The following is a 25,579-nucleotide window of genomic DNA, read 5'->3' as shown; positions in this document are numbered from 1 at the left end:
CAAATTATTTGATATCTTGTTATAATAAAAATGAGGGAGGAATGAAAGATGAATCAAGAAGATATTATTCGTGAGATTTATACATCAGATATTATTTTAGCTGATATGGAAGCAGAAATGTTAGCCGAGGTGGATGATTCTTATTTAAATATGATGGAAGAATTTCATGAACGTAAAGAAAATGAAAAAGTTGTTTTGTCAGAGAATGAATTATATGAATTAGAAGATAAATTTAATGAATTTTATTTTGAATATGGTTTTGTTCAATTTAAAAGGGGCTTAGAAGTTGGTTTGTCACTAAGAGATATTCATTAAAACAGTATTTGACTAGGATTTATCTAAAAGAGTTGGTATACTCTTAATGGGTGATAAATTATGAAAAGTATGGTAGATGTTATGATGGTTGAACAAATCAATCAATTTTTCAAACAACAGGGAATTGAATATTCTTTACATACAATTGCCGGTTGTGCCTCTTGTGGTTTGCGACTACAAAGAAACGGAAAGAAGTATGATGAGAGTGATCTCCTTAGTATCATTAATGAGTTTCTAGCGAGTAAATGGCTTGTTGCATCTTATGCAGTCGATGATTCAACTCATCTTTATATTGATTCGAAGTTTTCTTTATAGCTATAAAAATAATTTGAAAATGGACGTGAAAACGTCCTTTTCATTTAGGTAGCTTTGCTTGTTTTTTGTAAAATGTATTCTTAATAATAAGAGTAGGGGATGGAGTGATGAGATAAAAGAAATTATTAAGGTCATCAATTTATCTGTTTAATTTGTTGGATGTAGCTATTATATTACAATGAATGTAATATATTTTTGATGATTCTATTTTCAATTAAAGAGTTTTTTGGTATTTCCTATTTAGTTTTTTTATTAGATATGAAACGAGTACGCACGGAATTGAAAACTATCCAATTGTCAAAGGAAGTTGTATAGAAAAAACAATGAGCTCCATGCTCATTGTTTTATTTTAATCCTTGAATCCCTTTTTCTAGGATTTCAATTTGTAATAAAGTTTGTTCTGGTGTTACTAATGGTTTAGCATGATTGATAATTGTTTCATATAACGCGTCATAATAACGACCATAATCTCCATTGACAGAAATAACTTTTTCTTCATGATAATGTCCTTCATCATCATAGTAAGTTAATGTTCCATATTCACTTGGTAAGTCTACTCCAAAATCATCATGTGTAGGCATATAGAATAATTTTAAGTGTTCTTCCTGTTTATCTTTCTTTGCTTTGACAAACATCCCCTTTTTACCATAAACGACAAAGCTTGGTCTTTCTTTAATTCTAAAATAACTTGATTTAACAGATACTTTTAATGTTCCATAGTATAAGTCTAAATCAAAGTAATCATTCATTCGACCTTCACCTAAGAGTTGTCTTACATCATAATGAATATCATCAGGTTTACCAAAGTAAGAAATGACTTGATCAAGTGTATGGCAACCATGACCATAGAGATACGAGTTGATGGTACTGAACTCATGAACAGATTCAGGAACTTCAGGACGATAGTAATCAAAATGCATTTCAAGTTCTAATAAGTCACCAAGTTTACCAGATTCGATAACTTTTTGAACAGTTAAGAAATCACTATCAAATCTTCTATTTTGATAACACTCTACAATCAACCCTTTTTCTTTAGCTAAATCAAAGATTTCTTTGGCTTGTTCATATGTATCTGCGAAAGGTTTTTCAACAACACAATGTTTATTTGCATTCAAAACTTTTTTAGCATAATCATAATGGAAAGCGGAAGGGGTTGAAATCACTACAACTTGAATATCTTCATCGTTTAATAAATCATCTAAGCTTTCAGTATAAATGACTCCAGGAACTTCATCCCATTTGTCTGTTGCGTGATGACGAGTGTAAATTTTTTTTACTTTTATTTTATCAGGTCTTTGTAGGATAAAAGGCATATGATATCTATTTGCACTTTTTCCATTACCAATAAATCCAATTGTTAACATGAAAAATTCCTCCTTTGTTTTGTTAAAACTATTATAATACAAAAAGATAGAAATGAAATTTTATTTTCATAATTTGATTATAATTTTTTTTGATATTAGAAAAGATGTATACTAATGATGAGGTGATGACAATGTTAGCAGATTATCATATGCACACAAGTTTAAGCAATGATTCGAAATATCATATGGAAGATTTGATTTTAAAATCTATTGAGTTGGGGTTGGATGAGATTTGTATAACTGAGCATAGTGATTATGGGACGATGGGAGATTATGTTGTTGATTATGAGAAATATTATCAAAGATATTTACAGTTAAAGGAAGTGTATAAGGATCAATTAACAATTAAATTTGGTTGTGAATTTGGGGTTCAAAAACATACAATCAAAGATTATCAAAATGATTTTAAAGAGTATCCTTTTGATTTTATTATTTTATCAAATCATCAGATTGATGATATTGAATTTTGGACTTATCAATATCAAAAGGATAAGAGTCAAGAGATGTATAATCGTGGTTATTATCAGGCTATTTATGATGTGATGAAGGCATTTGATGATTATAGTGTTTTAGGTCATTTGGATATGATAAAAAGGTATGATCAATTGGGTGTTTATCCTGATGAGTTGATGAAAGATATCATTGTTGATATTTTAAAATATGCAATTGAGCATGGTAAAGGGATTGAAGTCAATACATCATGTTTTCGATATGGCTTGAATGATTTAACGCCTTCAAGAACGATTTTAAAATGGTATTATGAGTTGGGAGGGAAAATAATAACGATTGGTTCTGATACTCATGAAGAAGGGCATGTTGGCTATCAGATAGCTTATGTTAAAGAAGAACTAAAGAAAATTGGATTTAAGGAGTTTTGTACTTTTGAAAAAATGCAACCTATTTTTCATAAATTATAAAAAATAGGGAAAAATAAAGATATGTTTCTGATTATTGAAGGTTTTCTTTATTTTCTTATTGTAATAAGTCAATTGAGTTGGATTAAATATTTCAGTATTGTTGTTTGTTTTTTCTATTGTTTGTATAAACAAAGAGGATATCATATATTTTTTCTGATTTTGTTAGCGGATTATATTTTGTTGTGGGGTGATTATTATAAGTTAGGGATTGCCTTGTTTATGCTTGTGCAATGTCTTTATCATCGTCAGCTAGCAAATGATTATCTTTTCTATTTGGGATTATTAAGTTTTTTATATCCAAATATCTATTTATTAGCGTTTGTCTATGCTTTAATGAGTCTTGTAAATATAATAACAGCAATCAAAAAACATCATTTTTTAAGAGTGACTTTGATATTGCTAGCATTATGTGATATTTGTGTTGCTTTACAATTTATATTACAAATTAATATACCTTTGATTTGGCTGTTTTATTTACCATCACAAGTTTATTATGCAAAAATGGTTCCATCTAGTGAAGATAGAACCACTGTATAGGTAAAGTCAAAAGCAAAGCACTTAAAAGAAGAATCATACATATTCTAATAAAGATACGCATATCTATTTTGTTTTGTAATAAGACGAGTAAACCTAAACCTGCATTGGTTATTAAACCAGCAACTAATGATGCAAAGCTGAGAACTTGGCTAATGTAGAGCTGAGTTAAAATAACACTTGCTGCACAATTAGGAATAAAGCCAAAGATTGCAGCTACGATTGGTTGAACCATCGAACGATCAAGAAGCAGATAAGAAAGAGTTGTTGAACCAATCGTTTCGATAGCCAATGATAAAACAAAATTTACGGCAAAGATAAAAGCGTAAATCTTAAATGTTCTAAAAAGGGCTTCAATAATAATAGAATGTTCATGAGTATGTTCAATATGGGTATGAAAATGTTCAAAAGATTGATTTTTAAAAAGAAAATCAACTGCATAACCCACAATAATAGCAAATATAAATTTAATAAAAATAATACCAATTAAAGATGTATACATCTCAGGATTGGTTAAAAGAATGGGGATAGCTTCATCACTTGTTGCAATAAAGACACTAATCAAACTTCCTAATGTCATTTTTCCTTCAATAAAAAGGAGACTAGCCAAAACTCCAAATCCACATTGTGGAATAATTCCTAAGACAGCACCAAGCAGAGGACCATAGTGAGTTAAATAATATTCTACTCTTTGATTGGTTTGTCGATGTTCAAAATATTCTAAACAAAGATACATAACAAAAAGAATAGGAATAATGAGTATTGTATCTTTGATTGTATCGATAAGTATGTCCATATCTTCACCTGCCTTTTATCTATTGTATACAAAAAATAAAAAAAATCAATGAATGTGTTCATATATTGTTAATAAGCTGGGATAATAATAGAACTAAAGAGAGGGTGGTAAAATGTTAGATTTACTACAAGGATTAAAAAAAGGTGTTGTTATGTATTCTATTATAACCATAATAATGGGAATTATTCTGATTCTTTTTCCAGATACAACCAGTTTGATTGTTTGTTATGGAATTGCTGGAGTGATTTTGATTTGTGGAATCATGGATATGATTAGATATTTTTCAAATGATTTCTCTTATCGTTTTGGTTATGATTTATTGACTGGATTTTTGTTGTGTGCAGTAGGAATTTTTATGATTTTAAGAAGTGATATTGTGATTATGATGATTCCTTTTGTAATTGGAATGTTTATTGTGGTTGAAGGGATTTTGAATATTGTGAGGTCTTTTCAATTACGTCAATGGGGTTTTGAAAGATGGTTATATGATTTTGTGTTATCAGTTTTATTGTTGATTTTGGGAATGATTATTGTTGTCAATCCATTTGATGCCGCCTTGGTTTCAGTAATGATGATTGGAATATGTCTCGTTTATGATGGCTTGCTCAACTTGTTGATCTTACATCGTAGTAGTCAATTTGTTAAACAAATAAGGGATTAATCCTGTTTTGGATTAATCCCTTTATATACTTTTATAAATAAAATAAAGGCAACAAGAGAAGCGATAATTTCAGAAAGTGGGAAGGTTAACCAAACACCATTAAGTCCTAGAAATGGAATTAGTAATAAAGAAGCTGGAATGATAATAATGAATTGTCTTAATAAGGAAATGATTAAAGAAAGTGATCCTTTTCCTAATGATTCAAAAACACCAGCCATCACAATCCCAATTGTTGAAAGAATAAAGGCTAAGGATAAAATACGTAAACCACTGATTCCGATATCTAACATAGCTTGATTAGCATTAAACATTTTTAAGATTGTTTGAGGGAAGAAAAAGAACAATAAGGTTCCAAGTAATAAAATGACACTGATTGATAATCCAGCCATTTTAATCGTTTCATCCATTCGCTTTTTCTCTTTAGCTCCATAGTTATAACTAATAATTGGACGCATTCCTTGAATTACCCCATTAGAAGGCATATAGATGAATGTCTGGAGTTTAAAGTAAATTCCAAAGAAAGCAACAGCACTTTGTGAAATTGAAGCTAAAATACCATTTAAAACGGAAACAAGTAATGATGGCATACATAACATGACACCAGAAGGAATGGCAATACTATAGAGATTTTTAAAAGTTTGAAAATTAATTTTGAAATGTTTGAAAGAAACATGAATATGTTGACTATGTTTATAAAAAAGATAGATAGATAAAAAACAAGCACTCATTTGTCCTAAGATTGTTGCAATCGCAGCTCCATTAACACCTAAAGCAGGAAAACCAAAGTAACCAAAGATTAAAATAGGATCTAAAACAATATTGACAACAGCACCAACGATTTGCATAATCATAGGAATAATCATATCCCCACTTGCCTGAAACATCTTTTCAATAGCCAAATGAACAAAAGAAAAAAATGTAAAAGTAATAACAATTGTTCCATATTGAATACCATACTGAATCACTTCTTGATGAGATGAAAACATTGAAACAAAAGGACGGATAAAAAACAAACCAATCACAACAAATAATAAGGAATGTAATAAGCTCATCACAATCCCTTGACTTGCAACATCGGAAGCTTCTTGATCATTGTGAGCCCCTAAATGTCTAGCAATAATAGCATTCATTGCAATCCCAATTCCACAAGAAAAAGCTAAAGATAGATTTTGTAAAGGATAAATTAAAGAAACTGCAGTTAAAGCTGATTCTCCCAATTGAGCAACAAAGATACTATCAATAATATTATAAAGTGATTGAATAAGCATTGATATCATTGGGGGAAAAGCCATTGACATCAAAAGTGGAAAGATCGGTTTATAACCCATCGGATTTTTATTTTCCATAATAGATACTCCTTTCATAAAAAAAGCTATAGATATTCTATTTATAATCAGAAATAGAGAAATCTATAGCTTTTAGTGCATGACTATTCTAAATGTTTTATCACTTATTGTCAATATTTTTCTTTAAAAGACAAATAGCATGATTATAATCCATTGGCTTACCAGTATAATATCCTTGAATATAATCAGGATTAAATTTTTCAATAACATCTAATTCATCTTTTGTTTCAACCCCTTCAACAATGACCTTTAAATCAATTTGATGACATAAATCAATAATAGCATTCATAAATGCATAATTGAAAGAATCTTCAGTAATATTTCTTACAAAAGATTGATCAATTTTAATGATATCCAAAGGTTCATTCTTTAATAAAGATAGGGATGAATAACCAGTACCAAAATCATCCATTGCAATTCGCATACCAAATTGACGTAATTGTTGAATTTTATTAACAATTAATTCATTATTTTTAGCAATTGATGTTTCTGTTAATTCAATAATGATATGATAAGGATTCACTTGATGTAAAGTTGCTTTTTCTTTTATAAAATCAACGAATTTATCATCCATTAATTGTAAATAAGAAACATTAATACTCATATTGATATCTTTATCATAGCGTGAAAAATCTTTGAGTTTAATGATAGCTTGTTCAAAAATCCAATCACCAAGTTGTATAATATCGCCACTTTCTTCTAGCATTGGAATAAAGAAACCAGGGCCGATGTGAGGGAAATCTTGGTGATTCCAACGAATCAAGGCTTCAAAACCGGTTAAAGCATGATAAGAAGAAGTGACTTTTGGTTGGAATACTAAACAGAAATTTTCAAAGTTATTGTTGATAGATTCTTTTAAAGCATGTAAGACACGTAAGGTCTGATTTCTTTTATCAGCAATATCTTGATTATAGAGGGTTAATTTTCCATAGGCATAGTGTTTACTATGCTGCAGGGCGATTTCACAGTTACGACGAAGCTTAGAATAAGTTGTTCCATCATGTGGTGAAAAAGCTGCTCCAGCATTAAAATGACATGAATAAGATTTGCCTTCATAAGAATGTTCTTGTTTCGCATACTTTTGAATCTTTTCATAAACTTGGCATAAATCCTGTGGTGTTGCATCTTTTAGTATAAGAGCAAATTCATCACCATCTAATTTATAGATAGTTGTTTGCTTATGTAATAAGGTTTGTAAGTTTTGAGCAACAATCCTCAAGACTTGATCACCAAAGTGCCGATTATAGAATTGATTAATATTTTTAAAGTTTGCAATATTTAAAATCATCATCGCAAAATGACTCGTTGTTTCTTGAATTCTTTTTTCTAATTCAAAACCATTATATAAACCGGTCAAATTATCACGATAATTCTTTCTTCCAAGGTTAGAAATAAATCCGGCAAATAAACATGGTTCACCATTTTCATCATATTCCACATGTCCACGACAACGTAACCAAACATATTCATTATTCTTATTTAAAGCCCGATATTCAACAATATGACTATCCGTTCTTCCATCAATAATTTGTTGATTACTATTTAAAAATTCATATTTATCATCTTTATGAATCTTGCTGCCAAAAACAGCAGCTGCATTCGTAAGCACTTCACTAGGAAAATCAAATTCTTTAACCATTTCTGGAGTATATTTAAAAACCCCAGTTTTCATATTACATATAAAAATATAATCATCTGTACTTTTGGCTAAAGCATTATAAAGTAATTCTTGGTTATAAGTAAATTCATTGACATTAACTTTTGATAAGTCTAATTCACGCATGGCTTTTTTAAGATGACTTTTGACTTTAAAGTTATACATCTTTTCATCAGCTTCACTGATAATATCATTAATAGATAAAGATGTTTGAGGACCAACTTCATATAAACCAAAACAAAAACTTAAATCAAAAGGAATATTATCTTGTTTTTTGATTTGTTTTAAAACATTTAAAACCTGAATCATTAAATTATGAACATTGGATATCGTATTATCGTAGAAAGATACAACAAATTCATCACCACTTAATCTAAAGAAAATATCATCATGATTTAATATTGTAGTGACTTCTTTACTTACAGTACGTAAAAAGAAATCTCCTTGTTGATGTCCAAAAGCATCATTTGTTGTTTTTAAATGATCTAAATCAAATAAACAAACAATTAAATTCTTATTTTCTTTTTTAGCTTTTAATAATTGTTCATTTAAAGCTTTTTTACCAGTTCTTCGATTAAAGATTTCAGTTAAACTATCATAATGTGCTTCTCTTTGAATTTCTTTTAGATCAGTAATATCAATAGAATATTGAAAATGAACAATCGTATGATCAAACCATTCAATTAAAGAATCATGATTTTGAAAATATTTATGTTTATAATCACTATATTCTTCCCAAGTATGAGATTCATTAGGGTTCTTTAATAAACGATTTAAAGGACAAACACGACATCTTTCTTTTTGATCTTTTTTAAAAACTTCATAACATTTTAAACCAATTACATTATCTTTGATTTGATATGTTTTTTTAGCAGTATCATTGATATAAAGAATTTCATCAGTTAATGGATTCGTAATAGCAATATTCGCATGAACACTATTTAAAATCTTTCCAAAAACTGATTGATCAAAAATTCTTCTTTGATAGGTTTCTTTATTATTAAAAATATCAGCATAAATTTGACTTAAAGTATTTAAAAATTCACGTTCTTCTTTATTAAAATCTTTTTCATCACGACAGAAAAAGAGATAACCATAAAATTTATCTTCACAATCCAATGGTAATCCATAAACAAAAGTATAATTTTCTAAATATGATTCTAATTGTGGTTTGATTTCTTTTAAATGATAGTGTTGATTAAGTTGTTGATAATATTGATCAAATTCTTCATCATGATCATGAGAAATAACACTGTAATAATGATAAGGATAATGATCATTTTTATAAAAGAAACCACAAATATTATCTACTTCCATAATATTATTTAATATATTTAATAAAGATTGAAAAATATGATCATAATGACTTCCTAAAAAGAAACGTCGAAAGTCTTTACAATGCTGATAAATTTCTAGAAGATATTTCCCATTTTTTAAGTCCACAATATCACTCCCTTGTCATTATTATATAGTTTTTCAAAATAGAATGCTATGGTTATTTAGTGGAATTAAAAAAGTATTTCCTTTTACAAATAGAGTAAAATAAGATATATTAATGAACATTGAGGTGAGAGTATGAAAAACAAAGGAATTATGTTTATTGTTATATCAGCATTATGTTTTGCTGTAATGAATTTATTTGTTAAATTATCTGGTGATTTACCGGCTATTCAAAAGAGTTTCTTTAGAAATTTTATTGCTGCGTTTATCGCCTTAGCAATCTTAAAGAAAAGTGGGGTAGGTTTTCATATTGAAAAGAAAAATGTTCCGCTCTTGCTTTTACGCGCTATTTTAGGGACAATTGGAATTATTGCTAATTTCTATGCCGTTGATCATTTATTATTATCAGATGCATCCATCATTCAAAAATTAGCCCCATTTTTTGTTATTATCTTTTCTTTTCTATTATTAAAAGAAAAAGTATCCAAACAACAAATTCTTTCTATTATTATTGCTTTTATAGGAATGTTATTTGTTGTTAAACCAAGCTTTGCAAATAGTGAGCTATTTGCATCTTTAATAGCTATGATAGGTGCTATGAGTGCAGGAATGGCTTATACACTAGTAAGAATGTTGTCACAAAGAGGAGTCAAAGGACCACAAATTGTCTTTTACTTTTCACTTTTTTCATGTTTGAGTGTTATTCCGTATTTAATATTTAACTTTCAACCTATGACTTTTCAGCAAATCGCTTACTTATTATTAGCTGGAATTGCTGCTGCAGGTGGACAATTTGCAGTAACATCTGCGTACTCACATTCTGCTGGTCGCGACATCTCTATTTATGATTATTCACAAGTTATTTTTGCAGCATTATTAGGATTTATTGCCTTTGGACAAATCCCAGATTACCTTTCTATTATCGGATATTTTGTGATTTTTATGGTGACATTCTACATGTATTTACAAAATCAGCGAGAAAACTCATAAGTTGTGATATTTTTACAATTTATTTGTTATTTTTTTGTGATTTTTCTTGATGAATCCTTTTTTTGGTATTATAATCTAAGTATGAAAGGGAGGTTTTTGAAATGAATATCAAAAAACTTAGAGAATTAAAAAAGAATAAGAAAGGTTTTACATTAATTGAAATCATAGTAGTCGTTGTTATTTTGGCTGTATTAATGGCTGTTGCAGTACCTTCAGTTATGAAATACTTAAGCGAAGCTGATAATGCTAAATACATGGCACAAGCAAGAACTGTCATGACAACTGCTCAAGCTGAAATGGCTAAAGCTTATGCTGGTGATAAGAAAATCGATGCAGAGGAATGGGCAGCAATGATAAGCGATACAGCAAAGGCAGAAGGAACTATCAATACGGCTATAGGTGATGGTAAGAACGCAACTAACATTAAGTTGTATACTAGTGCTAAAATTACTCAAAAAGGTGATGTGATAACTGTTACTGATCAGTCTGAAATTACAGCTCCATCTGGTACTACAACATTGTCTAGTCCTGATTTTAAAGTAATGACTTTTAATTTGGATGGTAAAGGAATTGCTATCGAATTAAATGGAAAAGTTTATGTAGGTGACGAATTTGAATAAGTTTTTAAACCCTCTCTCTTTTTGAGAGAGGGTTTCATTCTTTAAGCAAATCAGTTATAATAATAGAAGGGTGATAAATGATGGAAACAATACTTATATTCTTGTATATTTATATGTTTGTTATTGGAACTTGTGTTGCAAGTTTTATAAATGTTGTTATTTATCGCTTGCCTTTAGGAATCAGTGTGGCAAAAGGAAGAAGTTTTTGTCCAAGTTGTCAACATCAATTAAAAGCTATTGATTTAATTCCAATTGTTAGTTATTTGTGTTTAGGTGGAAAATGTCGATATTGTCGTTCACCTATTCCTATGAGGGATACAATATTGGAGTTTATTGGTGGAATGCTAGGAATGTTGTGTTTTTATCGTTATGGAATCCATTGGATGACATTGATTTCATTTGTGTTTGCAATGATTTTAGTGGCTATTACAATGATTGATTTTGATACAATGACAATTCCTAATTCTTTAGTGATTGCTTGTTTAGTTGTTTGTGTTTTGTATTATCCTTTTAATCATAATAGTTTGTGGGAATGTCTTATTGGATTTTTTATTGTTAGTGGACCAATGTATTTAATGAACTTGATTATTCCTGATTGTTTTGGTGGAGGAGATATCAAATTGATTGCCGTATGTGGGTTAATGTTAGGTTGGAAATTGGTATTGGTTGGCATGTTTATAGCTGTTATTATTGCTGGATGTTATGCAGGATATTTAATGTTAACACATAAGGTTGATAAGAAAGGTCATATTGCTTTTGGTCCGTATATTTGTTTTGGAATGTTTGTATCGTTGTTGTATGGGAATGAATTGTTAAGCTGGTATTTAGCTTTGTTTGGATTATAATATGAGAGGATGGAACGTTTATGGCAACGTTTAAGTATATTGCAAAGGATATAAATTCTAAGAAATATCATGGCAAGAGAGAGGTCAATTCTCGTGAAGAACTTGTCACTTTATTGCGTTCTGAGAATTTATATCTTTTGAAATGTAAAGAGATTGTAAAAGAAGAAGATCGTAAAAAAATGAAGTTAAATGATTTATCAGAGTTTTGTAGAGAATTAGGAACGATGGTTTCTTCTGGTATTTCTTTGATCATGGCAATGAATATCATAGCAAAAAGAACACCTAATCCAAAGTTACAGGCCCTATATAAAGATATTTATGTTAAGCTTCAACAAGGGTTGTCGTTATCAGATGCTTTGGCTGCACAAGGAGAAATGTTTCCTTCACTTATGATTAATATGTTTAGGGCTAGTGAATCAACGGGAATGTTAGATAAGACATCTATGAAACTCGCAACACAATTCGATAAAGATAATAAATTACAAAATAAAGTAAAGAGTGCAATGATGTATCCGATGATTTTGGTTGTTGTAACGATTTTTGTAGTCATTGCGGTATTTACACTTATTTTGCCTAATTTCTTTGATATGTTTGGTGATGCGCCAATTCCTTTGATTACTCAAGTTATGTTTGGGATTTCTAAAGCAATGATAGCTAATTGGGAATGGTTTTTAATTGGAGTTTTAATTATAATATGTATTATTACAATGAGTATGAGAGTGACTAAGATACGATTTGCTTGGGATAAATTTAAGGTACATTGTCCTAAAGTAGGATATCTAACAAAAATTATCTATACTGCTCGTTTTGCTAGAAGTATGAGTTCACTTTACACAAGTGGAGTATCCATGTTAAATTCATTAGCTTTGGCAAGAGGAACAATTAATAATGTTTATATAGCCAGTCAATTTGATGAAGTCATTAAACAGGTGCGTGATGGAACAAATTTAAGTCAAGCAATTTCAATTATTGATGGGTTTGATCCTAAACTTGCAAGTTCAGTTTATATTGGTGAGGAAAGTGGTAAATTGGATCAAACTTTGTTAAATGTTGCGGATGATTTTGATTATGAAGCAGAACTGGCAACTGAAAAAATGGTGACATTATTGCAACCATTAATGATTATTATTTTGGGTGTTATTATAGGTACAATTATTATATCAGTCATGCTTCCTCTTTATTCTTTATATGGAAGCATTGGATCAAGCTAAGAGGGGGTATAACTATGAAAAATGGAACAGTGATATATATTTCAAGTGAGAATATATCTGTTGTGACTGCTGAATCTAAAAGAGATGTTTTAAGAGTTAATGATTATTTTCAACTTCCTCTTAATGAGGGAACAATGTTAAATGGGGTCATTATTGATGATTATGATTTGAAACAGAAATTAAAAGTTGTATATGATAAGGGAATTACTGAGGCTGTTTTGGTCGTAGATAGTGCAAAGATTTTGGCTAAATCTGCTAGTATTCCAAAAATGCGAGAAAAAGAAATTTTACAGTTTGTTAAAGATGAATTATCTACTGTTGATAGTAATAGTGAGGATGTTGTATATGATTATTCTTATATAGGAGATGATGAAACTGTTAAAGGTGCAAGTAAAATCTTTTGTGTAGGAGTAGAAAGACAATTTATTGATAGTTATTTGGAAGTCTTTAATGAATCTGGAATTGCTATTGTTGCAATTGATTATGCTATTAATGTTTTAATGAGTCTTGTCAAACAATTAGCAGGATTTCTTGATAAGTCATATGCAATCACCCAAATAGATGGTCAAAATGTAATCAGTGTTTTGTTTATTAACAATGAATATATTTTGACAAATCGTTCAAGAATTTTTTCTACTAAGGGGACTTTAGAATTTGAAAATGAAGTTATAGGAGTTATTTCTCAATTGAAACAATTTGCTTCATCAAGTCAGCAAGATCATCCATTAACAGATATTTATTTCTTTGGATTAGATCAAGAAAAAGAGCAAAAGTTATTTGATAGAATAAGAACTTCTTTAGGCATTATTGCTAATCGATTGCCTAAATCAAAGGCGATATATGCTGTCAATAATAATGAAGTATCTTTTGATATTAATGATTATGCCTATTGTGTTGGATATTTTAAGAGAAAGTGAGGTCGTTAATAATGTTTAGAATTCAAAATAAAGAATTAGACTTACTTGCGGCCTATAATCGAAAAGAAGGTCCTTCAAAGTCATCAAAAGTATTAAAATATGTAAGTATTCCTTTAGGATTATTTCTTGTTTTTGCAATGGCATTTATTTTTATATTTGTGATGAATAGAACAGTTCAAAATAAAATTGATGATGTTCAATTATTAAATGAAGAAATTCAATTGAAAATAGATGCTACTGATAAAGAACCATATTATAAGCTAGCAACATTAAAAGCAACTTATTCATCATTACAATCTGTTGATAACACTATTGCAAGTTTACCAGAACTTACAAAAAAACAAGTTTTAACATTAAAAAATTCATTATTATCAAATATGACATTAAATTCATTAAGCTTTGATCAAGAAGCAAAAACAATTGCAGCTTCATTTACTTCAATGAATGTTCAAAATATTGAAAAATATATTTCTAATTTAAAAACAAAATATCAAATGACTAATATTTCTTATAATGGTTATCAGCAAACGAAAAAAACAAACACTGTTGGTACTGGTGAATTTGATGCTTTGACTGGTCAAGAGATAACAACAACCAGTGAAACAACATTTTATTCATTTAGCATAGTTATTTTGTTAGATGGAGGTGCACAATAATATGAAAGAAATTGTAGACCAATTATCTAGTCGAGAGAAAAAATTATTGTATTTTCTTGTTTGTTTTTTAATAGTTGTAGGAGGATGGTTTTTTGTTATTGTTCCAGCTTTGGATAAAAATACTGTATTAAATAAAGAATATCAAGATATTTTGATGGAAAATACTGCTTTACAAATAGAGTTAACAGATTATCTTGGAGCACCAGATCAGTTAAAAGTTGAACAAGATAATTTGAAACAAGTTATAGAAAATTATAATCCTATTTTATCTACTTAAAAAATAGATAAATTAATAACAACAACTTTTTTATCGCAAGGATTGACTCCTACATCATTAACATTATCTGATGTTACAGCAGTGAAAATAAAAAAAGCTAAAGATGATAAAAAAGAAACAACGACTAATGAAACAGATGAAAAAATAAAAGAATTAACAAAAACTGATGAAAAAGATAAAACTAATGAAAAAGATAAAACAGATGAAAAAGACAAAGATGATGAAACGAGCAAAGATAAAACTGATGAGAAAAAGAAAAAACAAGAAGAAAAGGATTATGTCTTTCAAGCAAAAGTTAATGTTTCAGTAACGGGAACATTAAATCAAATAACAAAAACAATTGATGAATTTAATAAGATGAAAGGGGTAGAAATTTCTAAATTTAATTTTAGTGAATCTACTGATCCAACAAAACCTGCAACAGTATCATTAGAAATTGTTATTTATATGGCAGAACAGTAAAGTGAGGTGTCAATGATGAAAAAGATGAATGAACGTGGTTCTACAATTGTAACAGGAATAGTTATAGTTCTAATTATTTTCATCATATTAGGGACTGCACTTGCTATTGCAACATCTTACCAAAAAAGAGCAATTAATGAACATGCAAGAAAACAGGCATATTTAAATGGTATTTCTGTCATAGAGACTATTGCTGGTCAAATAAATAATAGTGAGGAATTATTTTTACCTTCAAATAACTATACTGATAGAAAAATAACTGATGTTCAATTACCGAATGGTCATGCAGGTGAAATATCTGCAGTTATTAAATATGATAACAATGACAAAAATATAATTTATATTCAAGTAACATCTATATATAATCATCAAACTGAAGAAATACAATTAACATTGATGAAACAAAGCGGTCAATGGAAAAAAGTAACTTATTCTAAGATTGGGGATGAATACAACCATGAAAATGAATAAAAAGGGATTTACTTTAATTGAATCGATAATTACTTTTGCTATACTTGCTATTGCAGGAGGAATGTTTTTAGTAGGTTTTTATAATGTATCAGTTATTGCGAGTGAAGGTTCTATCATAAAAACAGAAACGAATACATTATATAATTCAATTGTTGCGACTGACAATGATGATATAAGTCTTTATTCTGACTCAATGATTTTCACTTTTGATGATGGAACATCTACATCGTTTAAGTGTTCTACAGTATCTCAAGAAAAAATGGTTGGCAGTTCTTCAGATATGTTTGATATCAAATTTTCTAAGTTTATATCATCTAATCAATTAAATGAATGGGTTGACAATGAAACTCCATCTGATGATGAAATGGTAGAAGCAACTATAAGATTTCGTATGCGTTGGCCTATGGCAAGCACTCAAGCTTCTTTCCCATCATATATAAAAGTTAACATAAATCATAATTATGATGGTGGTGTTACTTATCAATATTATTCTGACGAAAGCATTAAAATAAAAAAGTCTGCTACTGAGACATATTATAATGAAAAATATGTTTTAAGTTGCTTAAGCAGAGTCGCAACTCAATCTCAAATAAAAAGTTCTATTTCCGCTTATTTAAATATAAAGGGAGATATCATATGGTATCAGATTCAAAAACAAGCTGATTCATCATATGATGTTATTGGTTTTGAAACCCCATATGGAGATTATCAAAATAGAACAGTTTTATTGGGTCCTAATGGAGGGACTTTGTTTGATGAAAGAGATAATTGGGCCCGCGGGAATTTGCAAAGCGCCTTTTCTAAAAATGGTTATCAAGATGCAAAAGCGATTAGTATTCGTGATGGAAAGGCCTATACACCAGAAGAAATTTATGATAACCGTAATAAATATAGATTTAACATATATATGATTGAAAAATAATGGATGGAGATAAGATAATGAAAACGAGTAAAGGTTTTACTTTAATTGAAATGATTTTTTCAATTACTGTTGGATTAATAATGATATTTATAATAGTTGGATTTACTTTGTCTTCATCAAAACCGGTTAATATTGATATTGAAAAACAATCTTTAGATTCAATTATTGATTTTGTTAGAGGAGAAATAGAGTATTCTACAGATGTTAGATTTATTCCAAAAGATAGTAAACTTGTACCTGATTATTCTGATGATGACTTAAATTGGCATTATTTCTATGTTAAAAATGGAGAATTATATCATGATGGTGAAAGGGTTTTTGATAAAAATTTTACTAATAAGAAAAGTCTTTCTATCATGATGAAAGGAAATGGAACAACCCAATCGAATCATCGTTTGGATATAAAATATAAATTGTTAGACAATAATAATGATTTAGTATATTCAAGTAGGGATACAATTTTGTTTATTAATCTATCTGTAGATCAAAAAATACTTAAACAGGGACTTTATACTGCAGAATATAAAGAATTATTAAATACTGAATATTGGTTATTTTATCTGAATGAAAATGATAAATAACGATATTGCGTAAGTTTTATATAACGTAAAGGAGAGATGAAATAATGAAAAAAAGTAAAGGATTTACTTTAGTGGAAATTATTGTTTCAATTGCTATAGGGTCAATTGTTTTGCTTATAGCTGGAGGAATTATTTTATCATCTTCTAATTTTTTAACAACAACAACAGAAATGGATTTAGATAAAAGATGTATAGATTCTATAACTGATTATGTTAGAGACGAAATTAAATATTCGACTGATGTAAGATTTATAGAACAAGATAATAGTATGGTGCCTAATTATTTAGAAGATTCTGACTGGCATTATTTCTATATTAAAGATAATGAATTATATCATGATGGAGCGAGAGTGTTTGATAAAAATTTTACAAATAAGAAGAATCTCTCTATTGCTATGAAAGGTGATGGTACTTCCCAATCAAATCAACGGTTAGATATTAAATATAATTTAGTAAATAATAAAAATGAAGTAACATATACGAATCGAGATACGGTTATATTTCTTAATTTATCTACAAATAAGCAAATTTTAGAACAAACTTTTTATACATCTGATTATAAACAATTATCAAATGATGGCTATTGGTTATTTTATGCAAATAAGGATAAAGGAATAATTGATCAGTCTGATAATGATAATACAATTGAAGGTGATGGGACAGTTGCTGACCAATTATTATCTATGGATTTAGGGACAAATAGATGGTTTTATTCATCATCATATTTTTATAGGGAAGGAGATAGAGTCTTTCATAATGGTTACTGGTGGTTATACAATAATACAACTAATTCTGGATGTGATGAGCCAGGGGTTTCATCTTCTTTCTGGAAAAGATTGACATCAGAATGGACATTAAATAGTAAATATTCTTTAGGGGATGTTATTATTTATAATGGTAAATATTATCGTAATTTAGGTTTACTTCCTTATAACCCTGTACCTGATAATATTTGGAATAAAAACTGGGAAGAAATTTCTGAAGAAGAAGCTAAAAGTACGAAATATGAAATAAAACCTAATGAATATGCTAATTATGATGAAAAAACAATTATATCAAAGCTTGATAAAATAGATCTTTCAAAAATTGTTGATTATGATCCTAAAAAAAATAGTCAATATCCAGTATTTTTTAGCGATCCTCCAACAGATCCTAGTGGCTTTGTAAGAATTCTTGATACTTCAGTAACAGGTACATTTTATCATTATTATTATCGTGTATTTAATAATGATGCTAAGCCAGGAGAAAAATCTAATGGAAAATTTGGTTGGCAAGAGATTAAATTAGATTATGATGAGAATAGTGCTTATGTTAAGGGAGATAGTATATTATCAGTGGCAAACAATGGAAGTGTTAAGAGTCATTTTGAAGCACAATGTGATATATTGACGGATGAAACATTAGATGTCATTAAAAATTATACAACTAATATCGCTAATACAGGATATTATGAAGGACAATTATATAGCAACTATTTAAATCCAGGAGGTGAGTATAATACTAGTTATGGTTTAGTTTGGAAGAAATTATATTGAAAAGGTTGGTGAGAGATATATGAAAATGATACCAATAGGTGAGGTATTAAAAGAACAAGGATATATTAATGAAGAACAGTTACAATTGGCATTAGATGCTCAAAAGAATGATAGAAGTAAGAGATTAGGTCAGCATTTAATTGATTTAGGTTTTGTAACAGAAGAACAAACATTGCAGGCTTTATCAGTTAAATTAGGGGAACCTTTTGTAGATATGAATAGTGTTAATATTGATGTGGAAGCAGTAAGTAGAATTCCTGAAACATTAGCTAAAAAATATAATATTTTATCTACTGAGATTAAAGGAAATACCTTAGGTGTTGTAACAAGTGATCCAATGAATTTCTACGGTTTTGAAGATATTCGTTTAGTAACTGGAATGGATTTAGCTATTTCTTTAGCGACAACAGAAGCAGTAAAAAATGCTATTTCATATTATTATTCTGAGGTTCGTGCTAGAAATGCTGCGGATGTTGCAAATCAACAAACGAATCAATTTCAAATGTCTGATGAGGAAATTTTTGATAGTGAAGCTGATGATACACCTGTTGTTAAATTATTAAATTCTTTATTAACAAATGGTTTTAATAGTAATGTTTCAGATATTCATATTGAGCCATTTGATAATGAAACATTAGTGCGAATGAGAATTGATGGAATGTTGATTGAATCCATGAAATTACAAAAAAATATTCACAATGCTTTGGTTGTTCGTACAAAGATTCTTGCGAATCTTGATATTTCTGAAAAAAGAATTCCTCAAGATGGACATTTTGTTATAACGATTAATGGAGAAAGAATGAATCTTCGTGTATCTATTGTTCCAACTGTTCATGGAGAGAAAATTGTTTTAAGATATTTAAATTCTAATACACCTATTGATTATGCTAATCATTTTGGTATGAATGATGAAAATTATGAAAAAATGATGAAAATGATGGATAATCCTAATGGTATCATTTATGTAACTGGTCCGACTGGTTCTGGGAAAACTACGACATTATATATGATTATGGAAAAGTTAGCTAAACGCGATGTGAACATATTGACGATTGAAGATCCAGTTGAAAAAACATTAGATAGAATTAATCAAATGCAAGTCAATAATGTAGCAGGATTGACTTTTGAAAGTGGTTTAAGGGCTATTTTGCGTCAGGATCCAGATATTATTATGGTTGGTGAAACACGTGATGCTGAAACTGCTTCTATTTCCGTAAGAGCTGCTATTACTGGCCACTTAGTTGTATCTACATTACATACGAATGATGCGATTAGTACGATTGTTAGACTTGAAGATATGGGGATTGAACCTTATATGGTTTCTAATAGTGTTGTTGGGATTGTGGCTCAACGTTTAGTTAAAAAAGTATGTCCACATTGTGCTAAAAAAGTAAAGGCTAATGATGATGATAAACGTATAATGGGAAAAGATATTGAATATGTTTATCAAAGTGTTGGATGTCCGGCATGCCATCATACTGGATATAAAGGACGTATTGCTGTTCATGAAATGATTTTGATTGATAAACGTATTCGTCGAATGATTAGTGATAAAAATGATATTAGTGATATTTTTGATTATGTAAAGGTTAATCAAAATTATCATTCATTATTTGAAGAAACATTAAAACTAGTTGAAGAAGGTAAAACAACAGTTAACGAATTGTTAAAGATTTCATATTATGAAAGATAGGAGGTAGTCATATGCAAAGACTTGATGATATTTTACATCTTGCCCGTAATAATGGATATTCTGATGTTCATTTAGGTGGGGAAAATCATATTATGATGCGTAATAATGGGATACTTTTTCCTTATGAACATTCATATACTACTGAAGATGTAGTTGAAATGATTTTATCAATGTTGGATGAAAATCAAAAAGAAAGATTAAATGCTGGTAAAGATATTGATTTAGTTTATGTGGAAAATATAAATCGTTACAGAGTCAATGTTTATAAAGAAAGAGGGCAATTATGTGCGGCATTAAGAGTTATCTATGAACGTATACGTTCTTTAGAAGAACTACAATTACCTCCAATTCTTAATAAATTAACAAAAGACAATAGAGGATTGGTTTTATTAACAGGACCTACTGGTTCTGGAAAGTCTACGACTTTAGCTGCAATGATTAACGAAATCAATCATCATCGTAAATGTCATATTTTAACAATTGAGGATCCTATTGAATATGTTTATAGACAAGATTTAGCACTAATTCATCAAAGAGAAGTAGAGTTCGATGTTGAGTCTTTTGATACAGCCTTAAAAAGTGCATTAAGAGAAGATCCAGATGTTATATTAGTTGGAGAAATGCGTGACTATGAAACTATTCAAGCCGTTATGACTTTAGCTGAAACTGGACATTTAGTCTTTTCAACACTTCATACAATTGGAGCAGCAAAAACAATTGATCGTATTGTGGATGTATTCCCTCCTCATAAACAAGAGCAGATTCGTACACAACTTTCGGGAGTTTTAAATGCTGTTGTTACACAACAATTAATACCTACAGCAGATGGAAAATCGCGTGTAGCTGCATTAGAAGTTATGCTTGCAACACCAGCAGTTGCAAATTTAATTAGAGAAAATAAAGGTCATCAAATTAATAGTATGATTCAAACTGGCTCACAATTTGGTATGCAATCGTTAAATATGTGTTTGGTTTCTCTTTTAAGACAAGGTAAGATTTCAAGAGAAAGTGCTATCCAATATACAGATAATATTGCTGAATTACAGCAAATGATTTAGAGGTGATAACCTTGAATAATCAAAAAGGTTTTACATTAGTAGAAATTATTGTAACAGTTGTTATTTTAGCTATTTTAATGGCTGTAGCAGTGCCAGTATCAATGAGTTATTTTGATGATGTACATGAAAAAAGAATTATAAATGAAGCCCAATCTGTTTTTCACGTTGCTGAAAGTGGTTCAAGATCTAATCGTGCTTCTTTGAATGGGACATATCACTCTAGTTCAGGGACATATTATGAAGTTAATAATGATATACTTCAATCCTATGTTTCTAAAGCAAATGGTAGTGGAACAATAAAAGATTTAAGATTTGAAAATGATAAAATCAGTTATTTTAGATATAAATATGATGAAACAACATATGTGTTGTATACAAAAGAATCAAATGAATTTGTTATTGAAACGAATCCAGATTTGAGTACAATAGCTGAAATAATTATGACATCTGAAGAACCGATGAGTCAAATTAAAGATTATTTTAATACAAAAGCAGTAGGAAGTGTTGCAGATTCTGAAGCGCCTAGTAAAGAGGCAACTGGAGGTAAATTGCATGGGATTGGAAGTGCAATTTCTAGGTGGCTAAATGATTCTGGAATTAATTCTGATTATTTTAGCTGGAAAATAATTTTTGAAAAGAAAGAAACGGATAATCGTATGTGTGAACATAAATTTCGTTATGTATATGCAATGTATATTTGTAATGAGAAAATCACTAAAGCAATGGTTGGTAAAGAATTAGAAGTTTGTGTTTATAAATTTTATGCTGATGGTTGTGTTTATAATTTAGATGATTCTTTTGGTTCAACTATAAAGTGTAAAGTTATTATGCAAACAACACAGGGTTATACTTATCCAATTTTACAAATACCATAATATAAATGGAAAAATCATAAATATAATATGCTTTTTTATCTAAATAACAAAAAAATATATTTTTTATTGACACACTATAAATTCTATGTTAAATTGTATACAACAAACCAATGAGTAGGAGATAAAACTTAAAGATGTACTTTTAGAGAGTCTAGGGTGGTGGAAGCTAGATAGTGGCAGTTAAGTAAATGGACCTACGAGGGCAAAGGGGAAAGGTAACGAGTATCCTGCGACGTGAGCTTACGTTATAAAGCAAAAATGTGTTAGCATTTTACAGAGTGGGTTCATTGTAACCAATAAAGGTGGTACCGCAGATTATTACATCTGTCCTTTGATAGGACAGGTGTTTTTTGTTTTATGCTAACAAGAGGGGGGGAATTGTAATGAATAGAAAACGATGGTGTAGCTTCTTTTGATTTAATAAAAAAATAAATGAAAAGGAGAGAAAGAAAAATGAAAAAATTAGTTAAGGGTATGATGGTAGCAGCGTTAGCTACAAGTTTATTAGTGGGGTGTGGAAGTGAAAAAGCTTCCCAAGATGTTAAGAAGGTTGCAGTTATTCAGTATGTTGAACATACATCATTGAATACAATTAAAAATGCATTTGACAAACAAATGCAAACATTAGGTTATAAAGATGGTGAAAATGTTGAGTATTTATTTAAGAATGCTCAAGGTGATAACAACACTGCAGCAAGTATTATTCAGGATTTTAAAGGAAAGAATCCAGATGTTGTCATGGCAATTGCCACACCAGTGGCTCAATCAGCAGCAAAATTAGCGACTGACACACCAGTTGTCTTTGCCGCAGTCAGTGATCCAATTGGAGCAAAATTAACTTCATCTTTAGAAAAACCAGATAAGAATATAACAGGAACAAGTGATGAGATTCAAGTGGAATTGATTTTAGAAAAAGCAATGCAAGTGAATCCACAATTAAAGAAACTTGGTGTGATTTATAACAAAGGTGAAGCGAATTCAGTGACAAATATTAATAAAGCAAAAGCTTTTGCTAAGGAAAAAGGAATTGAAATTGTTGAAGCAACAGTGACAGGGGTTAATGAAGTTCAAAGTGCAATTGATGTTTTAACAGCAAAATCAGATGCTATCTTTGCACCGAATGATAACACTGTAGCAAGTGCTATGAATGTGGTTTCTAAGGCTTGTGTGAAAGCGAAGATTCCTTTATATGTTGGGGCTGATTCAATGGTTCAAGATGGTGGTTTCTTAAATGTTGGTATTAATTATGAGGATTTAGGGAAAGAAACAGCAAATATGGTTGATCAGATTTTAAAGGGAAAGAATGTTAAAGATATTCCTGTCAAAGTCTTTAAAGATCATTTAAATATTTATGTTAATGAGAAGATTTATCAACAATTAGGAATACAATTACCAGATAGTATATCAAATGACAAGTCATTATCAATGATGAAATAGGGGTTGATTTTATGAATATGACAATCATTTTAGGCGCATTAGAATTAGGTGGAATATTTGCTATATTATCACTTGGTTTATATATCAGCTATAAGATTTTAAATCTTCCTGATTTAACAGTTGATGGAAGTTTTACCTTAGGGTGTGCAGTGAGTGCAATCTTCACTGTTCACTCTTACCCTTATTTAGGGATTATTGTATCATTTTTAGCAGGGTGTTTTGCTGGTCTTGTGACAGCATTATTGATTACTAAAATTAAAATCATGCCTTTGCTTGCTGGGATTTTAACAATGACTGGCTTATATTCCATTAATTTAAGAATCATGAATGATTCTCCAAGTATTTCTTTATTTGAAGAATCAACAATCTTTTCTTCATTATCATTTTTACAGCCTTATGATAAATTGATTCTTATTGGTCTCATTGTTTTCTTAATCGCATTATTTTTGCACTATTTTTTAAGAACACAACTTGGCTTAGCGCTTCGTGCTTGTGGGGATAATGAAGATATGGTTCGAGCAAGTTCGATTGATACAGATAAGATGAAAATTCTAGGTCTTTCTTTAGCGAATGGTTTTGTCGCTATGTCAGGAGCGGTTTTTACACAACATCAAACATTTGCTGATATTAATAGTGGGACTGGAATGATGGTCATTGGTCTTGCAAGTATTATTGTTGGTATGACTTTTATTAAAAAAGATAAGATTATATTTCAGCTGCTTGCGGTTATTATAGGAGCAATCTTTTATCGAGGTATTTTAACTGTAGCATTGCAGTTAGGACTACCTTCAGGTGATTTGAAGTTATTATCTGCATTATTAGTTGTCTTAGCAATTGCATCAACACAAATGAAAAGGAGGAAGAAAAGATGTTAGAGTTAAAAGATGTCAAGGTTGTCTTTAATCCAGGAACTGTGAATGAAAAAGTAGCTTTAAATCATATTAATCTCCTTTTAGAAGATGGTGATTTTGTCACTATTATTGGCAGCAATGGGGCTGGGAAATCAACTTTATTTCAAACGATTGCTGGGGCAGTTGAAGCCAGTCAGGGGCAGATTATTTTAAATCAAAAAGATTTAAGTGATATGCCAGAATATCAACGTTCACGTTTCATCGGACGATTATTTCAAGATCCTTTAAAAGGAACCGCTCCATCTATGACAATTGAAGAAAATCTTTCATTAGCATCACAAAGGGGTAAACATTTTAGTCTTAAATTATTTTCTCACACTCATAAACAAGAAATGAAACAAGCTTTAAAAGAATTGAATCTTGGTTTAGATGAAAGGCTTGATGTCAAAGTTGGAACTTTATCTGGAGGACAAAGACAAGCACTGACTTTATTGATGGCGACTTATGTTACACCACAGTTACTTTTATTAGATGAACATACTGCAGCTTTAGATCCCAAAACAGCTCAAAAAGTGTTATCTATATCTTCAAAGCTTGTTGAAGAAAACCATATTACAACCCTTATGATAACCCATAACATGGAAGATGCACTTCGATATGGAAATAAAACAATGATTATGAAAGATGGAGAAATTATTGCTTTAATTGAAGGAGAGAGAAGAAAGAATATGACTGTTGATGAATTGATTCATTTGTATTCTACTTCTACACATGATTATAATGATCGTCTATTGTTGAGAGATAGTAACTAATTGTTGCTATCTTTTTAGTTA

General features: G+C 29.6%; 27 protein-coding genes and 1 other annotated feature. Of the genes, 23 read left to right on the top strand and 4 right to left on the bottom strand.

The window, feature by feature from the left end; all coding sequences use genetic code 11:
* Window positions 1-48: 48 nt before the first annotated feature.
* Window positions 49-315, top strand: a complete 267-nt coding sequence (locus tag EDD60_RS05055) for a hypothetical protein (protein ID WP_066445670.1) — start codon at window positions 49-51, stop codon at window positions 313-315.
* A 60-nt stretch (window positions 316-375) separates the two neighbouring features.
* Entirely contained in the window at window positions 376-630 is a 255-nt protein-coding gene (locus tag EDD60_RS05050; RefSeq protein ID WP_066445668.1) for an RDAC family protein, read from the top strand.
* A gap of 344 nt (window positions 631-974) precedes the next feature.
* Here the strand turns inward: EDD60_RS05050 and EDD60_RS05045 are convergent, their stop codons facing one another.
* Window positions 975-1,994, bottom strand: a complete 1,020-nt coding sequence (locus EDD60_RS05045; RefSeq protein ID WP_066445665.1) for a Gfo/Idh/MocA family oxidoreductase — start codon at window positions 1,992-1,994, stop codon at window positions 975-977.
* A 131-nt stretch (window positions 1,995-2,125) separates the two neighbouring features.
* On the opposite strand from EDD60_RS05045, the gene EDD60_RS05040 reads away from it, so the two are divergent.
* Both EDD60_RS05040 and EDD60_RS05035 read left to right on the top strand, forming a co-directional pair.
* Entirely contained in the window at window positions 2,126-2,911 is a 786-nt protein-coding gene (locus EDD60_RS05040) for a histidinol-phosphatase HisJ family protein (RefSeq protein WP_066449484.1), read from the top strand.
* A 21-nt stretch (window positions 2,912-2,932) separates the two neighbouring features.
* A complete protein-coding gene (locus EDD60_RS05035; RefSeq protein WP_066449487.1) occupies window positions 2,933-3,448 on the top strand; it encodes a hypothetical protein in 516 nt (171 codons plus the stop codon).
* On the opposite strand, the gene EDD60_RS05030 is transcribed toward EDD60_RS05035, so the two are convergent.
* Entirely contained in the window at window positions 3,423-4,241 is an 819-nt protein-coding gene (locus EDD60_RS05030) for a putative manganese transporter (RefSeq protein ID WP_066449489.1), read from the bottom strand. The genes EDD60_RS05035 and EDD60_RS05030 overlap by 26 nt on opposite strands.
* A gap of 112 nt (window positions 4,242-4,353) precedes the next feature.
* Here EDD60_RS05030 and EDD60_RS05025 point away from each other — a divergent pair, with 112 nt between their 5' ends.
* Window positions 4,354-4,902, top strand: a complete 549-nt coding sequence (locus tag EDD60_RS05025) for an HdeD family acid-resistance protein (protein WP_066449492.1) — start codon at window positions 4,354-4,356, stop codon at window positions 4,900-4,902.
* Here EDD60_RS05025 and EDD60_RS05020 read toward each other — a convergent pair.
* Both EDD60_RS05020 and EDD60_RS05015 read right to left on the bottom strand, forming a co-directional pair.
* Window positions 4,899-6,248 (bottom strand): MATE family efflux transporter, encoded by a 1,350-nt coding sequence (locus EDD60_RS05020; RefSeq protein WP_243646635.1) that lies wholly within the window; start codon window positions 6,246-6,248, stop codon window positions 4,899-4,901. The two genes, EDD60_RS05025 and EDD60_RS05020, sit on opposite strands and share 4 nt — an antisense overlap.
* Window positions 6,249-6,348: 100 nt before the next feature.
* Window positions 6,349-9,348 carry a bifunctional diguanylate cyclase/phosphodiesterase gene (locus tag EDD60_RS05015; protein ID WP_132226295.1) on the bottom strand — a complete coding sequence of 1,000 codons (3,000 nt, stop codon included), beginning with the start codon at window positions 9,346-9,348 and terminating at the stop codon, window positions 6,349-6,351.
* A gap of 132 nt (window positions 9,349-9,480) precedes the next feature.
* Here EDD60_RS05015 and EDD60_RS05010 point away from each other — a divergent pair, with 132 nt between their 5' ends.
* The 18 genes from EDD60_RS05010 (at window position 9,481) to EDD60_RS04925 (ending at window position 25,558) form a co-directional block, all read left to right on the top strand.
* Window positions 9,481-10,335: a DMT family transporter gene (locus EDD60_RS05010; protein WP_066449496.1), complete on the top strand. Its 855-nt coding sequence runs from the start codon at window positions 9,481-9,483 to the stop codon at window positions 10,333-10,335.
* Between the two features lie 101 nt (window positions 10,336-10,436).
* A complete protein-coding gene (locus tag EDD60_RS16370; RefSeq protein ID WP_082787427.1) occupies window positions 10,437-10,955 on the top strand; it encodes a prepilin-type N-terminal cleavage/methylation domain-containing protein in 519 nt (172 codons plus the stop codon).
* An 80-nt stretch (window positions 10,956-11,035) separates the two neighbouring features.
* Window positions 11,036-11,800 carry a prepilin peptidase gene (locus tag EDD60_RS05000; RefSeq protein WP_066449639.1) on the top strand — a complete coding sequence of 255 codons (765 nt, stop codon included), beginning with the start codon at window positions 11,036-11,038 and terminating at the stop codon, window positions 11,798-11,800.
* Between the two features lie 20 nt (window positions 11,801-11,820).
* Window positions 11,821-13,011 (top strand): type II secretion system F family protein, encoded by a 1,191-nt coding sequence (locus tag EDD60_RS04995; protein WP_066449499.1) that lies wholly within the window; start codon window positions 11,821-11,823, stop codon window positions 13,009-13,011.
* A gap of 14 nt (window positions 13,012-13,025) precedes the next feature.
* A complete protein-coding gene (pilM, locus tag EDD60_RS04990; protein WP_066449502.1) occupies window positions 13,026-13,928 on the top strand; it encodes a pilus assembly protein PilM in 903 nt (300 codons plus the stop codon).
* An 11-nt stretch (window positions 13,929-13,939) separates the two neighbouring features.
* Entirely contained in the window at window positions 13,940-14,584 is a 645-nt protein-coding gene (locus EDD60_RS04985) for a translocation/assembly module TamB domain-containing protein (RefSeq protein ID WP_066449505.1), read from the top strand.
* A 1-nt stretch (window position 14,585) separates the two neighbouring features.
* Complete coding sequence (gene gspM / locus EDD60_RS04980) at window positions 14,586-14,861, top strand: type II secretion system protein GspM (RefSeq protein ID WP_066449507.1); 276 nt, start codon at window positions 14,586-14,588, stop codon at window positions 14,859-14,861.
* A gap of 81 nt (window positions 14,862-14,942) precedes the next feature.
* The gene (locus tag EDD60_RS04975) at window positions 14,943-15,323 is read left to right on the top strand and encodes a hypothetical protein (protein WP_066449508.1); all 381 of its coding nucleotides are present in this window, start codon (window positions 14,943-14,945) and stop codon (window positions 15,321-15,323) included.
* Between the two features lie 15 nt (window positions 15,324-15,338).
* Window positions 15,339-15,794 (top strand): hypothetical protein, encoded by a 456-nt coding sequence (locus tag EDD60_RS04970; RefSeq protein ID WP_066449641.1) that lies wholly within the window; start codon window positions 15,339-15,341, stop codon window positions 15,792-15,794.
* On the top strand, window positions 15,781-16,716 hold the full coding sequence (locus tag EDD60_RS04965) for a type II secretion system protein (RefSeq protein WP_066449511.1): 936 nt from the start codon (window positions 15,781-15,783) through the stop codon (window positions 16,714-16,716). The genes EDD60_RS04970 and EDD60_RS04965 overlap by 14 nt, the downstream gene beginning before the upstream one ends.
* A 17-nt stretch (window positions 16,717-16,733) precedes the next feature.
* Entirely contained in the window at window positions 16,734-17,297 is a 564-nt protein-coding gene (locus tag EDD60_RS04960) for a PilW family protein (RefSeq protein ID WP_066449513.1), read from the top strand.
* Window positions 17,298-17,341: 44 nt separating this feature from the next.
* Window positions 17,342-18,832 (top strand): PilW family protein, encoded by a 1,491-nt coding sequence (locus tag EDD60_RS04955; RefSeq protein ID WP_066449515.1) that lies wholly within the window; start codon window positions 17,342-17,344, stop codon window positions 18,830-18,832.
* A 19-nt stretch (window positions 18,833-18,851) separates the two neighbouring features.
* A complete protein-coding gene (locus EDD60_RS04950) occupies window positions 18,852-20,525 on the top strand; it encodes a GspE/PulE family protein (protein ID WP_066449517.1) in 1,674 nt (557 codons plus the stop codon).
* An 11-nt stretch (window positions 20,526-20,536) separates the two neighbouring features.
* The gene (locus EDD60_RS04945) at window positions 20,537-21,583 is read left to right on the top strand and encodes a type IV pilus twitching motility protein PilT (RefSeq protein WP_066449519.1); all 1,047 of its coding nucleotides are present in this window, start codon (window positions 20,537-20,539) and stop codon (window positions 21,581-21,583) included.
* An 11-nt stretch (window positions 21,584-21,594) separates the two neighbouring features.
* Entirely contained in the window at window positions 21,595-22,458 is an 864-nt protein-coding gene (locus EDD60_RS04940) for a type II secretion system protein (protein WP_082787429.1), read from the top strand.
* Window positions 22,459-22,559: 101 nt separating this feature from the next.
* Window positions 22,560-22,793, top strand: a binding site (T-box leader).
* A 118-nt stretch (window positions 22,794-22,911) separates the two neighbouring features.
* On the top strand, window positions 22,912-23,895 hold the full coding sequence (locus EDD60_RS04935; RefSeq protein ID WP_066449522.1) for an ABC transporter substrate-binding protein: 984 nt from the start codon (window positions 22,912-22,914) through the stop codon (window positions 23,893-23,895).
* 11 nt (window positions 23,896-23,906) lie between these two features.
* Window positions 23,907-24,770 (top strand): ABC transporter permease, encoded by an 864-nt coding sequence (locus tag EDD60_RS04930; protein ID WP_066449524.1) that lies wholly within the window; start codon window positions 23,907-23,909, stop codon window positions 24,768-24,770.
* Window positions 24,764-25,558, top strand: a complete 795-nt coding sequence (locus EDD60_RS04925; RefSeq protein WP_066449527.1) for an ABC transporter ATP-binding protein — start codon at window positions 24,764-24,766, stop codon at window positions 25,556-25,558. The genes EDD60_RS04930 and EDD60_RS04925 overlap by 7 nt, the downstream gene beginning before the upstream one ends.
* Window positions 25,559-25,579: the final 21 nt, after the last annotated feature.

The sequence above is a fragment of the Longibaculum muris genome, from assembly GCF_004343035.1.
Lineage (GTDB): Bacteria > Bacillota_I > Bacilli_A > Erysipelotrichales > Coprobacillaceae > Longibaculum > Longibaculum muris.
The sequence above is the reverse complement of the archived record's forward strand: the minus strand, read 5'-3'. Positions and strand labels throughout refer to the sequence as shown.

Excerpts from the sequence above, each read along its gene's own strand:
- EDD60_RS05010 (WP_066449496.1), top strand. The coding sequence starts at position 9,481 with ATGAAAAACAAAGGAATTATGTTTATTGTTATATCAGCATTATGTTTT.
- EDD60_RS04945 (WP_066449519.1), top strand. The coding sequence starts at position 20,537 with ATGCAAAGACTTGATGATATTTTACATCTTGCCCGTAATAATGGATAT.
- EDD60_RS04960 (WP_066449513.1), top strand. The coding sequence starts at position 16,734 with ATGAAAACGAGTAAAGGTTTTACTTTAATTGAAATGATTTTTTCAATT.
- EDD60_RS04950 (WP_066449517.1), top strand. The coding sequence starts at position 18,852 with ATGAAAATGATACCAATAGGTGAGGTATTAAAAGAACAAGGATATATT.
- EDD60_RS04935 (WP_066449522.1), top strand. The coding sequence starts at position 22,912 with ATGAAAAAATTAGTTAAGGGTATGATGGTAGCAGCGTTAGCTACAAGT.
- EDD60_RS05035 (WP_066449487.1), top strand. The coding sequence starts at position 2,933 with ATGTTTCTGATTATTGAAGGTTTTCTTTATTTTCTTATTGTAATAAGT.
- EDD60_RS05020 (WP_243646635.1), bottom strand. The coding sequence starts at position 6,248 with ATGGAAAATAAAAATCCGATGGGTTATAAACCGATCTTTCCACTTTTG.
- EDD60_RS16370 (WP_082787427.1), top strand. The coding sequence starts at position 10,437 with ATGAATATCAAAAAACTTAGAGAATTAAAAAAGAATAAGAAAGGTTTT.
- EDD60_RS05050 (WP_066445668.1), top strand. The coding sequence starts at position 376 with ATGAAAAGTATGGTAGATGTTATGATGGTTGAACAAATCAATCAATTT.
- gspM (WP_066449507.1), top strand. The coding sequence starts at position 14,586 with ATGAAAGAAATTGTAGACCAATTATCTAGTCGAGAGAAAAAATTATTG.
- EDD60_RS04985 (WP_066449505.1), top strand. The coding sequence starts at position 13,940 with ATGTTTAGAATTCAAAATAAAGAATTAGACTTACTTGCGGCCTATAAT.
- pilM (WP_066449502.1), top strand. The coding sequence starts at position 13,026 with ATGAAAAATGGAACAGTGATATATATTTCAAGTGAGAATATATCTGTT.
- EDD60_RS05030 (WP_066449489.1), bottom strand. The coding sequence starts at position 4,241 with ATGGACATACTTATCGATACAATCAAAGATACAATACTCATTATTCCT.
- EDD60_RS04970 (WP_066449641.1), top strand. The coding sequence starts at position 15,339 with ATGAAAAAGATGAATGAACGTGGTTCTACAATTGTAACAGGAATAGTT.
- EDD60_RS04925 (WP_066449527.1), top strand. The coding sequence starts at position 24,764 with ATGTTAGAGTTAAAAGATGTCAAGGTTGTCTTTAATCCAGGAACTGTG.
- EDD60_RS05045 (WP_066445665.1), bottom strand. The coding sequence starts at position 1,994 with ATGTTAACAATTGGATTTATTGGTAATGGAAAAAGTGCAAATAGATAT.
- EDD60_RS05055 (WP_066445670.1), top strand. The coding sequence starts at position 49 with ATGAATCAAGAAGATATTATTCGTGAGATTTATACATCAGATATTATT.
- EDD60_RS05040 (WP_066449484.1), top strand. The coding sequence starts at position 2,126 with ATGTTAGCAGATTATCATATGCACACAAGTTTAAGCAATGATTCGAAA.
- EDD60_RS04965 (WP_066449511.1), top strand. The coding sequence starts at position 15,781 with ATGAAAATGAATAAAAAGGGATTTACTTTAATTGAATCGATAATTACT.
- EDD60_RS05000 (WP_066449639.1), top strand. The coding sequence starts at position 11,036 with ATGGAAACAATACTTATATTCTTGTATATTTATATGTTTGTTATTGGA.
- EDD60_RS05025 (WP_066449492.1), top strand. The coding sequence starts at position 4,354 with ATGTTAGATTTACTACAAGGATTAAAAAAAGGTGTTGTTATGTATTCT.
- EDD60_RS04995 (WP_066449499.1), top strand. The coding sequence starts at position 11,821 with ATGGCAACGTTTAAGTATATTGCAAAGGATATAAATTCTAAGAAATAT.
- EDD60_RS04955 (WP_066449515.1), top strand. The coding sequence starts at position 17,342 with ATGAAAAAAAGTAAAGGATTTACTTTAGTGGAAATTATTGTTTCAATT.
- EDD60_RS04930 (WP_066449524.1), top strand. The coding sequence starts at position 23,907 with ATGAATATGACAATCATTTTAGGCGCATTAGAATTAGGTGGAATATTT.